Consider the following 12631-nt stretch of genomic DNA (forward strand, 5'->3'; position numbering starts at 1 on the left):
AGGAGATTAGAATGGAATTACATGGCGGAAACATTTATGATAAATCGGTAAATCTGGACTTTTCGATTAGTGTAAATCCCTTTGGATTGCCGGAGAAAGTCCGCAAAGAGGCGTTCCGAGGGGTAGAAATGGCGGAGCATTATCCAGATATTCATTATACTGCTTTGCGAAAGTCCATCAGAGAATATTTTGGAATAACAGGAAGTGAAGTGGCACTTGGGAATGGGGCAACGGAACTGATCTATACGCTTGTACATGTGAAACGACCTCGAAGGGCATTGATCATTGGACCAACGTTTATTGAATATGAGCGTGCCCTTGAAACTGAAGGGTGCAAGTATGAATATTTTATGACGAAAGAAGAAGAAGGATTTGAACTGAAGCGGGAAATTCTTGACTATCTGGAAGAGAATGAATTTGATATGCTGTTTTTGTGCAATCCAAACAATCCAACGGGGAAACTTGTGAAGCGCGGACTGCTGCGGGAAATGATCGAGCTTTGCGAAAGAAAGTCCATTACCTTTATGATTGACGAATGCTTTATGAGTTTTGTGAAAAAAGAAGCGGATCATTCTTATATGTGGAATCATAAAGGTTTCCGGCATCTTGTGATTTTAAGGGCATTTACAAAAACATTTGCCATGCCGGGACTTCGTCTCGGTTATGCAGTGTCAGAAGATACAGACCTGATGGAGAAAATCCGTCTTGCCATGCCGCCGTGGAACGTATCCGTTCCGGCACAGTATGCCGGTGTGGCGGCTATGAAAGAAATTGAGTATTTAAAAGAAACAAAAACGTTTATCTATAATGAAAGAGAATGGATGGAAGATCAGCTGGAGAAGATTGGATTTGAAGTGATTCCATCTAAGACCAATTTCATTTTGTTTCGCGGACCGCAAGGGCTTCAGGAAGTCTGTATGGAGAAGGGGATTCTGATTCGGGATGCAGGAAGCTTCCGCGGAATGAGAGAAGGCTATTACCGGATTGGCCTAAAAAAACGAAAATTTAACACGCAGCTGTTGAAAGTGCTTCATGCCTATATGGTAACAGAGGGGACAAAGAAAACATGGCGAGAGTAATTATGATTCAGGGGACGATGTCGGGAGCGGGAAAAAGTCTTCTGACAGCCGGACTTCTTAGAATCTTCCGGGAAGATGGATATCGGGCAGCGCCGTTCAAATCGCAGAATATGGCGCTGAATTCCTATGTGACATCGGATGGCCTGGAAATGGGCCGGGCGCAGGCGGTACAGGCAGAGGCAGCAGGGATTGAACCGAGCGTGTATATGAATCCGATTCTGTTGAAGCCGACAAATGATGTGGGTTCTCAAGTTATCGTCAACGGAGAAGTAATCGGAAATATGAAAGCAAGAGATTACTTTGCTTATAAGAAAGAACTCATACCGGAAGTGCTGCGTGCATTTGAAATGCTTGACAAAATGTATGATATTATTGTAGTTGAAGGAGCCGGAAGTCCGGCAGAAATTAACTTAAAAGAAAATGATATTGTTAATATGGGGCTGGCAAAGCTTCTCCATGCACCGGTAATTTTGGCTGGAGATATTGACCGGGGCGGGGTGTTTGCCCAGCTTTACGGAACGGTAGAGCTTTTGGAAGAAGAAGAGAGGCAGCTGATCAAAGGACTGATTATTAATAAGTTTCGCGGAGACAAATCCATTCTTGATCCGGGCATTGAGATGCTGGAAGAAAAGACGCATAAGCGAGTGATTGGGACAATTCCTTATATGGATGTAGACATTGAGGAAGAAGACAGCCTCTCGGAGCGCCTGGAAGGACACCGGGGAGCGAAAGAGATTGATATTGCAGTGGTCCGTTTTCCAAGAATTTCCAACTATACGGATTTAGCTCCGCTGGAGCATCTGAATGGAGTATCTGTCCGTTATATCGGAAGAGCGGAGGAACTTGGGAATCCGGCATTGATTATTTTGCCGGGCAGTAAAAATACGATTCGTGATTTGAAATGGATGCGGGAGTCCGGGATAGAAACCGCAGTAAAAAAGGCGGTTTCCAGAGGAACATTTCTGTTTGGAATCTGTGGAGGATTTCAGATGCTCGGTATGGAGATTACTGATGAGATTGGCTGTGAATCAGCGGAGCATGAGCAGGAAGATGAGACAGCTTTAAAGACCATGCGGGGAATGGAGCTGCTTCCGATCAGTACAGCATTTTCTGCAGAGAAATCACGTACCAGAGTGCTGGATTGTTTTCCGAAGTTATTCGGTCCATATGAGGGATTATCCGGGAAACCGTTTGAAGGATATGAAATTCATATGGGACAGTCGGTATTGTTGGAAAATGAAACAGAAGAAGTGGTGTCAAGGTGGAAAAACCGGGAAACGGGAACACTTCTGGGCGTTTGTAAAGAGCAGATTATGGGAACCTATGTCCACGGTGTGTTTGACCGGGAAGAAACGGCAGGAGCGCTTCTTGGAGAACTGGCAAGAGCAAGAGGGATTGCCGTAGAGACATTGGGCGTGCAGGATTTTAAGAAATATAAGGAAGAACAGTATACAAAGCTTGCTGCACAGATGCGTCGGCATTTGGATATGAAAGCGATTTATGAAATGTTGGAACAGGGGGAAGCGTATGAAGGAACAATTGGAGCAGGTACTTCCGGAAGAAATTGAAAAACGAAGTTTTGAGATGATTAGCGAAGAGCTGGGTGAACGTGTTTTTTCTCCGTGGGAAGAACCGATTATTAAGAGATGCATTCATACAAGCGCTGATTTTGAGTATGCAGACAATCTGGCGTTCTCAGAAGGAGCAGTACAGCAGATTATTGAGAAGATTGTTCAGGATGGTGTAGATTTTATAACAGATACGAACATGGGAAAATCCGGTGTAAATAAAAGAGCATTGCAGAAAATGAATTGTACGGTCAGCTGCTTTATGGCGGATGAAGATGTGGCAGCGCTTGCAAAGGAAAATCAGACTACCAGAGCTGTAGCAAGCATGGATAAGGCAACACAGTTTGCAAACAATTCCGGACGTGCAGTTGTGATCGCAGTTGGAAATGCACCGACAGCGCTTGTGCGTCTCGATGAGTTGATCCGGGAAGGAAAGATTACTCCGGCGCTTGTGATAGGAGTACCGGTTGGATTTGTTAATGTGGTGGCGGCGAAAGAATTAATTATGGAAGCGCCGGTTCCGTATATTGTGGCAAAGGGAAGAAAGGGCGGCAGTAATATTGCCGCTGCGATTGTAAACGCGCTTTTGTATATGGCAGGCGGCCGGGACTAATGTCCGGCCGCTTTTGCATGTTGTGTATAAAGTTCACAGATCCCTTCATATTCTCCGAGACCTTTTAAAATACATTCTGTTGTAAATCCATTTGTTTCTAAAATACTTTTCCAGGAATCTTCCTCTTCGCCGGCCAGATCATTGGTGGCATGGTCTCCTGCCACAAGCATAAAGGGAGCAAGATAGACGTGGGAAGTGTGATTGGCTTTCAAAGCAGAAATGATTTCCCAAAGACCAGGATATGCTTCCACAGTGCCTACATGAATATGGGGAAATCCACTCTGCTTAAAGGCATAATCAAGAGCGGCATAAATGCTGTTGGCATAGTGAGTTGTGCCGTGCCCCATTAGAACAATTGCTTCTGTTTCCGATAGCTGAGGGAGTTCTTTTATCATTGCCTGGATTACTGCAAACTGATCTTGTGTTGTGTTCAGGAGAGGAGCGCCAATCTGAAGTTTCTGAAACTGCGAAGAAAAGCTTAAAATGGTTTCTCGCATCATATCATTTTCAATGCCGTTCATAATATGAGTCGGCTGTACAAGAACATCCGTAATACCGTCTGAATGCATTTGTTCCATTGCTTCGTTTACATTGGGAATGAAAATATGATCTCTGTTCCGAAGCTTATCAAGAATCATCTGGCTTGTGTAAGCATGATAGAAACAGCGATCAGGAAATGCATTTTTGAGGACGGATTCTACATGTTCAATATTCTTTTTTCGAGTATCGGCGTAACTTGTTCCAAAGCTGACAACGAGTAATGCTTTCTTTTGTTCTGTTTTCATTCAGTTTCATTCCTTTCTATCGTTTGTTCCAGATAATGTTCCAATGTCTGTAAAGTACGCGGGACCGGAAGCGTATCTGACAGGATTTTTTTGCGGCAAAGGCTGAAAAACAATTTCAGACAATCGGGTTGTTTCAAATTTGCTTTTGTAAGCAGCGCTTCGTTGCAGAAAAGTGTAACAGGATCTGTGTGTACCAGGATACATCCTTCGTGAAAAAGGATGACTTCATCTGCCCAGCGAAGCGCATAGTCCACATCATGAGTGGATTGTAGTACAGTCATACCGTCCAGAGTCATTTGGTCAATCAAATCATTTACAAGATCGGTATGTTTTGGATCAAGAGAAGAAACAGGCTCATCAAGAATGATGAGTTCCGGTTTCATAACAAGAATATCTGCGATGGATACTTGCTTTTTCTGACCTCCGCTTAATATATGAACCGGTTTGTGACAACAGGAGCGAAGCCCCATATAATCAATGATTTGATTTACAAGTGTTTGTACTTCTGCGGCAGTTAATCCGAGATTAAATAGTCCGAAGGAGATTTCCTGACAAACACTGGCAGAAAAGAGCTGGTCATCCGGGTTTTGAAATACGATCCCCACTTTCTGACGAAGCTTCAGTAAATCTTTCTGTTTATAGGAGTAAGGCACACCGTGGAAAAACAGCTGCCCTTTTGTTGGTTTTAAAATTCCGTTCAGACAGAGAAAGAACGTAGATTTTCCGGCGCCATTGGCTCCGAGAAAGGCAATCTTCCGGCCGGAGTGGATTTCCAATGAAACATCATTGAGAGAGCAGCTTTTGCCATCGTCATACGAATAGAATAAATGCTCTGCCCGAATGAGGCAATCATTTTGTTTCTGCTCTTTTTTCGCTGAAGTTTCAGATACCTTATACAGCATAAATCGTTACCTCCATAACAATACTTCCAGCATCCACAGCAGGATGAGGGACAGTTCAAATATGATAAAAAGAAAGATTTCATGGCGACGGGGAGGAACCACTTCTTCCAGTACCTGTATCTCGCCGTGATATCCCCTGGCTTCCAGCGCATCAAACAGAATACCGGATTGGCGTACACTGCGAATAAAAAGCGCTGAGAGTAATGCTCCGAAGGATCGGAGAGAAGTCCGGTAATTGCAGTTTCCAAGTCGGGATTTTTGAGCGACAGAAATCTGATGTGCAATCTCTTGCAGCAAGAAGATAAAGCGGTAGACTAAAAGCATTAGTTCAATTAGCAGCGGTGGAATATGGAATCGGCGAAGCGCCAGTACCAAATCTGTGACAGGGGTGCTAAGAGCAAGAAAGTAAAGGCAGCTGACGCTGGCAAAAGCAGTGCAGATCAGCCGGAGGCAAAAGAAAATATCTGTCACAGAACCCGTCAGATAAAATGAACCGATGGAAATGGCAAAAGCATCCATTGGCGTGGGAGAGACATTAACAATGATGGTTAATGTTCCGATAAAAAGAAACACAAGCGGGATGCGAAGCAGCTTTAAATACTTGCAAAGGCTGATTTTTCCGCAAACCACAGTAAGCACTGTGGCTGCGGAAAAAGTTATCATTGCAATCAGTACGGAGCGACTGGCAATACAAAGGATAAGGCTTATGACAGAAGCAAAAAGCTTTAACGATGTATTGACATTTCGCAGATGGGAGTAATAGCATAGCGTATCAATCATCATCCCGCATCCATTTCCTGCGCTCTACGAATCTTCCCATGAAGAAAGCAAAAACACCTACGCCGATTCCTGTCTGCAGGCAGAAAATCAGGCTTTCAATCTCACCAGGGAGTTCTCCGCCAAGTATGGACTCCAGGACAGGCGTGAACCACGGCTCATAAGAAGAACCGTTGATTTCTTCTACCATAACACTTCCGGCATCGTCTGAACCGCCAAATTCTGCATTTCTGTTAAGAATAAGCGGAAGCACTGCGATGACAATGACAAGGAAAAGAAGCAACAGTACTTTTTTAGTTGTTTTCGACATGAGAAGTTCCTCCTTTCAGGAAACCAAGAGCGCGAAGCTCAGGTTTGGAATAAGTTTCCAGTCCGATCATAACAACTACGGTCAGAATTCCTTCGATGACGGCAAGCGGCAGCTGTGTTGGAGCAAACACACCGAGGAATTTCGCAGCAGAAGCCATGATACCGCCTTCGGCAGACGGATATGCAAGGGCAAGCTGGAAACTGGTAATACAGTAAGTAAAGAGATCTCCGAAAAAAGCCGCAAGGAAAATGCTCACACGGTGATTGAGCTTTGTTTTCTTGCAGAGCTGGAAAATGCCGTAGGATACAAATGGTCCTGCGATGGCCATGGAGAATGTATTTGCTCCAAGTGTAGTCAGTCCGCCGTGGGCGAGAAGGAGTGCCTGAAATAAAAGAACGATCAGGCCAAGAATACTAACTGCGGAAGGACCGAATAAAATTGCTCCGAGACCGGTTCCTGTCATATGGGAACAGCTTCCGGACAGAGACGGGATCTTCAGCGATGAGATCACGAAGATAAATGCTCCGGACATGGCAAGCAGTGTCAGTGCACGGCGGTTATTGTGAATACAGTTCTGAATGGAACGAAATCCAAAGAACAGAACCGGAAGACAGATGATACCCCATGCAATACAGTAACCTGCCGGGAGATATCCTTCCATGATGTGCATGGCATTTGCTGTCGGTGCTGCCAGAAGAGAGCAGGCAAGAAGAGACAGCAGCAACATGCGTTTGTTGATACGTTGTTTCATAGTGAAACCTCCTTAAAATAGTATTAGGAGATACTCTCTGGGTGTGCGGAAGATTTGCCGGTCAGTCAGAATAATTAAAAAAGAAAAAAGCCGGACAAAATATCCGGGTACACAAAAAGCAGAAGTCCCAAAAGACTTCATTTAACGCCGGATTGCTATCGCTCGTAACAATTCGATGCACATGCAGATACAGGCAGGTCTTCTGACTTGGCAGTAGGATGCGGCAGTTCTGTCATATAAATATAGAACCGGCATCTGCAGCAATGCGCCTTCCCGGAACGTCTCTTAGTAATATGTAGAAACAGCTCCAGTGGCAAATGCAAAGCTTCCTGCGTCACAGCGGCGGGACCGTATGAGATTCGCACTCATTTCCCTATTATCTTATTCCTGTCCGGAGACAGAATAAGCACCTGAATACATTAAATTCTCAAGCATCAGAATAGCATTTTTCTGTTGGAAAGTCAAATATGATTTTCTGTGACAGACATCCGTTCGTGTGCGTAGTACAAAAACATTTAGATGAAAATGTTCGCGTGAGAAAGAAGAAAATGCTTGAAATTTTCAGTAGAATGAGTTATGATGAAGTCAAATGAAACAATAGATAATTCATAAGAACAGGAGAGATTATCATGAGCGAACAGAACACAATGTGGGCACTTGTAAAAGCTGAAGCAGCCCCGGGATTAGCATTAAAGAAAGTACCGGTTCCGGAAGTAGGTACAAATGATGTGAAGATTAAGATCCATAAGACAGCAATCTGCGGAACAGACGTACATATCTATCAGTGGAATGAATGGGCACAGCATACAATTGCAGTAGGACAGACAGCCGGACATGAATATGTTGGAGAGATCGTAGAGATGGGATCTGGCGTACAGGGCTTTAAGATCGGCGATATTGTATCTGGTGAAGGACACATTGTATGCGGACAATGCCGTAACTGTCTGGAAGGACACAAAGAGAACTGTAAAGATGCAAAAGGTGTTGGCGTAAACCGCGATGGCGCATTTGCAGAATATCTTGTGATCCCGGCATCTAACGTATGGCCGACAAATCCTGAAATTCCGGAAGAAATGTATGCAATTTTTGATCCATTCGGAAATGCAACACATACAGCACTTTCTTATGATGTATTAGGAGAGGACGTCCTGATCACAGGAGCCGGTCCGATCGGTATTATGGCAGCTGCAATTGCTAAGTTTGCAGGCGCAAGACATGTTGTTATCACAGATTTCAACCAGTATCGTCTTGACCTTGCGAAGAAGCTTGGTGCAACAAGAACAGTGAACCTTGCAAATGAAAAACTGACAGATGTTATGGCAGAGATCGGTATGAAGGAAGGCTTTGACGTCGGAATGGAAATGTCAGGAGCAGCAGCAGGTTTCAGAGATATGATCGATAACATGAAACACGGCGGAAAGATTGCAGTTTTAGGACTTCAGAGACCGGATGCACAGATCAACTGGGAGACAGTTATCTGGAATGGTCTGAACATCCGCGGTATTTACGGACGTAAAGTATGGGATACATGGTATAAGATGACAACAATGATTCAGGCAGGACTTGACATTTCCGGTATCATCACACACAGACTGAATATCAAAGATTACAAAGAAGGATTTAACGCAATGATCTCCGGACAGTCAGGAAAAGTAATCCTGAACTGGGAAGACCTTGATCAATTAGAAGAACAGTCTCAGGAAGTTTAAGAACAGAGATAAGAGACGCAGAAGATAGAAAGGATTGAGTTCGAAATGGCACGTAAAAACGACATTTTAAGTATCTACACAAAAGAAGTAGAAGACATTAAAGCAGCAGGTTTATTCAAAGGAGAAGCTCCGATTGTTTCCCCGCAGAGCGCAAAGGTAAAATTAGAAGACGGAAGAGAAGTTATTAATATGTGTGCAAATAACTATCTTGGACTTGGCGACAATCAGAGACTGATCGATGCTGCTAAGAGAACTTATGATGAAAGAGGATACGGAGTTGCATCTGTACGTTTCATCTGTGGTACACAGGATATCCATAAACAGCTGGAAGCAAAGATTTCAAGCTTCCTCGGAACAGATGATACAATCCTGTATTCTTCCTGCTTCGATGCAAACGGCGGATTATTTGAAACAATCTTAACAGCAGATGACGCTGTTATCAGTGATGAATTAAATCATGCTTCTATCATCGATGGTGTTCGTTTATGTAAAGCAAAACGTTTCCGCTACAAAAACAACAACATGGAAGATCTGGAAGCAAAATTAAAAGAAGCTGATGAAGCCGGAGCAAGAATCAAATTAATCGCTACAGATGGTGTGTTCTCTATGGACGGTATCATTTGTAACTTAAAAGGTGTTTGTGATTTGGCAGACAAATACAATGCGCTTGTTATGGTTGACGACAGCCATGCAGTTGGATTTGTTGGAGCGCATGGACGTGGAACAGCAGAACATTGTGGTGTTGAAGGACGTGTTGACATTATCACAGGTACTTTAGGAAAAGCGCTTGGTGGAGCATCAGGCGGATACACATCAGGACGTAAAGAAATCATTGATCTTCTCCGTCAGAGAAGCCGTCCGTACTTATTCTCTAACTCTCTTGCTCCGGCAATTGCAGGTGCAAGTATTGAGATGTTCAATATGTTAGAAGAAAGTACAGAGCTTCGCGATCATCTGGAAGAAACAACAGCTTACTATCGTCAGAAACTGGTAGATAACGGATTTGATATTATCATGGGAACACATCCATGTGTACCGGTTATGTTATATGATGAAGTAACAGCAGCTGAATTTGCAGAACGTATGAGAGCAAAAGGTGTTTATGTAGTAGCATTCTCTTATCCGGTAGTACCGAAGGGAAAAGCAAGAATCCGTACACAGGTTTGTGCAAGCCATACAAAAGAAGATATTGATTTCATCGTAAAATGCTTCATCGAAGTAAGAGAAGAAATGGGATTGAATAAATAAGGTTCGTATTATATAAAGAAAAAACAGGCAGAACGCTTCGGAATGAAATAAATTCCGGCAGGCGCTCTGCCTGTTTGCTTATGAATGAAATACAGTTAAGAAAATAAATCTGCAGCTGCATATAAAAGAGTTCCGGCGATACCGCTTCCAAAAATAATGAGAATTGGATTTAGACGGAATTTCCGGAGAAGGAAGAGTCCGACTGCAAAAAGCAGAAATTCGATTCCGTGAAAATGATCTAATTGAATTCCGGCAAGGTCGGAATTAAAAACTGCAAGAATGAAAATGGTACAGGCAGCGCCTGCGATCATAGAAACAATAGCCGGACGAAGACCGCCAAGAACGCCTTGAACAATGTCCAGGTTTTTGTATTTACAGTACAGCCATGACAGGAGCAGTACGATGATAAGAGATGGCGTAATACATCCAAGGGTACAAACAATGGCGCCTGTCATACCGCCAAGACGCTGTCCGACAAAGGTTGCGGCATTTACTGCGATGGGCCCGGGAGTCATTTCTGCAATGGTAATCAAATCTACAAACTCGTCCATTGCAAGCCAGTGATGGGTATTGACAACAAGGTTCTGAATGAGAGACATTGCAGCATAGCCGCCACCGAAGCTGAACAGACCGATTTGAAAAAAGCATGCGTACAGTTCTGCTAAAATCATGATGCCCTTCCCCCTTTCTCAACGGTGTTGGTGTGGTATTTCTTTCGAAGTGTCATCAGAAGTCCGATGACTGCACAGATTAGAATGATGACGATGGAACTAACTTGAAAGAAAAAGGAAGCTGTAAATGCTGCAGCAGCCAAAAGAATAAGAAATGGCTGTTTTGCATGAAACAGATTTTCAATCAGAGTGATCACAACATCGAAAATAACGGCTGCTACACCAGCTCTCATAACTTGAAGCGCCAGTGCGATAATGCGATTATCACGGAACTGTTCATAACAGATGGAAATCAGAGAAATAATAGCTACCGGTGGAATGATCGTGCCAAGTACTGCGGCAATGGCGCCGGGCAGTTTTTTGATACGATATCCAAAGATAATAGCGGCATTGACTGCCAGTGCTCCGGGAGCTGACTGCGCGATGGCAGTCAGATCCAGCACTTCTTCTTCTGTAAGCCAGTGGAGATCTTCTACAAATTTTTTCTTCATTAACGAGATAATGACAAAGCCGCCTCCAAAGGTAAAGGTGCTGATTGTCAGCATCGACCAGAAAAGCGTAAGGCAGGTGCGAAGTCCGCCCGGAAGAGCGGAAGAGGTTGTTGTTTTTGAATTTTCTAAATAATTTTTCATAAGTCTGCTCCGATTATGCATTTGAAATGCGCGGCATCCACATAATTTCTTTGCCAAGTTCTGCCCAGATATATTTCAATAAAAGTTCCTGTTTTAATGACTGTGAATTCGGATCATCCCAGAGATTATGGAGTTCCTGCGGATCATTTTCCAAATCAAACAGTTCCCCATATGTCTGGTTATAGTAGACTGTCAGTTTATAGCGCGTATCTACATAAGTCTTCAGATGAATTGTCGTAGGTTCATGGTGATGTTCGCAGATGGCGTGATCCCGGACAAAGTCCTTCTGCCCACACCAGACATCTTTTTCGCTGAGACCGGCCATTGTGCGGGAAATTGGAAGTCCGCAGAAGTCCAGGCAGGTTGGAGCGATATCCACAAGTGACTGGATAGCAGTATTTCTTGTACCGGCAGGAATCTGTCCCGGGAAACGCGCGATCATCGGTACTTTGATCATATCTTCGTACAGGAAAGGCCCTTTGGCGTGGAGACCATGCTGACCAAAGAAATGTCCGTGGTCTGTTGTGAAGATGACAAGGGTATTATCTGTAAGTCCCAGTTCATCCAATTTATCGAGAATTTTTCCGATGTATTTATCCATTAGAGAGACCATTCCGTAGTAGACAGACATATTCTTTCGAGCCGTTTCTCTGGAAATATTTGCATGGGAATGCATTCCGTGGCAGAAGAAACCACTTTCCTGCCAGGAAGAAAAATCAGCATTCGGATCTTGCGTCAGCTGAAAATGCGGCGGATTGTGATCGTGTTCTCCGGGAACAACGTCCGGTACGTCCAGATCAATATCATCATACATGGTATCCCACGGAGAAGGTGCAAGATAGTCCGGATGCGGATCAAAGAAACTGCTCCAGAGGAAGAATGGTTTGTCAGATTTGCTGTATTCTTCTAAAAGAGCATTGCTTCGTTCGGCAATCCATGTGTCATAATGGAATTCTTCCGGAATATCCCAGTGATATTTTTGATCTTTCGACATGGTTCCCGTTGGTGCAGTAAAGTAGTCGCGCCAGTTTTTGCAGCCCTTTTCCTCCATCCAAAGTGCGTAGTGCTGTCCGACAAGAAATTCGTTTGTATGGTTTCGTGCAAGCTCTACATGGTCAAACCCATAGAATGGATCGTGAAAATTCTTCCAGAAATCAAGATCCTGAAGGAGCGGCATAGACTCCAGGGAAGGAAATTCATCTGTTGTCAGATTCGGCTGGAAATGTGCTTTGCCGACAAGCGCTGTCTGATAGCCTTCTTTTGCTAAATAGGAGCCTATCGTTGGTTCAGTTTCCGGCATTTTTGTTCCCAACGTCCATCCGCCGTGCTGGGATGGATACTTTCCGGTGATCAAAGATGCCCGGGTCGGTGTACAGGTTGGGTTTGGACAATAGGTGCGGTCAAAGAGCATCCCTTCTCTTGCAAGCCGGTCAAGATTCGGAGTTTTGATCTTGTCATTCAAGATACCGAGAGTTGAAAAATGTTGCTGATCGCTTGTAATCCATAAAATATTTGGCTGTTTCATATGATATCTGCCTCCTCAGTTTTTACTCTGTTCTTATCATAACCTTTCTTGTTCTATAAGT

General features: G+C 43.8%; 13 protein-coding genes and 1 riboswitch. Of the genes, 5 read left to right on the forward strand and 8 right to left on the reverse strand.

Features of this window, described 5'->3' with window-relative positions:
- Positions 1-11: 11 nt before the first annotated feature.
- From KFE17_00680 to KFE17_00690, 3 genes are read left to right on the forward strand one after another with little or no spacing between them, the layout of a single operon-like run.
- A complete protein-coding gene (locus KFE17_00680; protein QUO32313.1) occupies positions 12-1079 on the forward strand; it encodes an aminotransferase class I/II-fold pyridoxal phosphate-dependent enzyme in 1068 nt (355 codons plus the stop codon).
- A complete protein-coding gene (locus KFE17_00685; protein ID QUO32314.1) occupies positions 1067-2647 on the forward strand; it encodes a cobyric acid synthase in 1581 nt (526 codons plus the stop codon). The genes KFE17_00680 and KFE17_00685 overlap by 13 nt, the downstream gene beginning before the upstream one ends.
- A complete protein-coding gene (locus KFE17_00690) occupies positions 2607-3260 on the forward strand; it encodes a precorrin-8X methylmutase (protein QUO32315.1) in 654 nt (217 codons plus the stop codon). Before KFE17_00685 ends, KFE17_00690 begins: the two co-directional genes overlap by 41 nt.
- On the opposite strand, the gene KFE17_00695 is transcribed toward KFE17_00690, so the two are convergent.
- The 5 genes from KFE17_00695 to KFE17_00715 are packed head-to-tail and all read right to left on the reverse strand — an operon-like array spanning position 3257 to position 6785.
- A complete protein-coding gene (locus KFE17_00695; protein QUO32316.1) occupies positions 3257-4045 on the reverse strand; it encodes a sirohydrochlorin cobaltochelatase in 789 nt (262 codons plus the stop codon). The genes KFE17_00690 and KFE17_00695 overlap by 4 nt on opposite strands.
- Positions 4042-4947 carry an ABC transporter ATP-binding protein gene (locus tag KFE17_00700; GenBank protein QUO32317.1) on the reverse strand — a complete coding sequence of 302 codons (906 nt, stop codon included), beginning with the start codon at positions 4945-4947 and terminating at the stop codon, positions 4042-4044. Before KFE17_00700 ends, KFE17_00695 begins: the two co-directional genes overlap by 4 nt.
- A gap of 6 nt (positions 4948-4953) precedes the next feature.
- Entirely contained in the window at positions 4954-5730 is a 777-nt protein-coding gene (gene cbiQ, locus KFE17_00705; protein QUO32318.1) for a cobalt ECF transporter T component CbiQ, read from the reverse strand.
- On the reverse strand, positions 5720-6034 hold the full coding sequence (locus KFE17_00710) for an energy-coupling factor ABC transporter substrate-binding protein (GenBank protein ID QUO32319.1): 315 nt from the start codon (positions 6032-6034) through the stop codon (positions 5720-5722). Before KFE17_00710 ends, cbiQ begins: the two co-directional genes overlap by 11 nt.
- Positions 6018-6785, reverse strand: coding sequence for an energy-coupling factor ABC transporter permease (locus KFE17_00715; protein QUO32320.1), 768 nt, complete (start codon positions 6783-6785; stop codon positions 6018-6020). The genes KFE17_00710 and KFE17_00715 overlap by 17 nt, the downstream gene beginning before the upstream one ends.
- 174 nt (positions 6786-6959) lie before the next feature.
- A riboswitch (cobalamin riboswitch) is annotated at positions 6960-7214 on the reverse strand.
- Between the two features lie 200 nt (positions 7215-7414).
- Here KFE17_00715 and tdh point away from each other — a divergent pair.
- The gene (tdh, locus tag KFE17_00720; GenBank protein ID QUO32321.1) at positions 7415-8494 is read left to right on the forward strand and encodes an L-threonine 3-dehydrogenase; all 1080 of its coding nucleotides are present in this window, start codon (positions 7415-7417) and stop codon (positions 8492-8494) included.
- Positions 8495-8539: 45 nt separating this feature from the next.
- A complete protein-coding gene (locus KFE17_00725) occupies positions 8540-9742 on the forward strand; it encodes a glycine C-acetyltransferase (GenBank protein ID QUO32322.1) in 1203 nt (400 codons plus the stop codon).
- A 95-nt stretch (positions 9743-9837) separates the two neighbouring features.
- Here the strand turns inward: KFE17_00725 and KFE17_00730 are convergent, their stop codons facing one another.
- The 3 genes from KFE17_00730 to KFE17_00740 are packed head-to-tail and all read right to left on the reverse strand — an operon-like array spanning position 9838 to position 12570.
- Positions 9838-10413, reverse strand: coding sequence for a chromate transporter (locus KFE17_00730; protein QUO32323.1), 576 nt, complete (start codon positions 10411-10413; stop codon positions 9838-9840).
- Positions 10410-11045, reverse strand: coding sequence for a chromate transporter (locus KFE17_00735; GenBank protein QUO32324.1), 636 nt, complete (start codon positions 11043-11045; stop codon positions 10410-10412). Before KFE17_00735 ends, KFE17_00730 begins: the two co-directional genes overlap by 4 nt.
- Positions 11046-11058: 13 nt before the next feature.
- Positions 11059-12570, reverse strand: coding sequence for a sulfatase-like hydrolase/transferase (locus KFE17_00740; protein ID QUO32325.1), 1512 nt, complete (start codon positions 12568-12570; stop codon positions 11059-11061).
- Positions 12571-12631: the final 61 nt, after the last annotated feature.

The sequence above is a fragment of the Faecalicatena sp. Marseille-Q4148 genome, assembly GCA_018228665.1.
In the GTDB taxonomy this organism is placed as follows: Bacteria; Bacillota; Clostridia; order Lachnospirales; family Lachnospiraceae; genus UBA9414.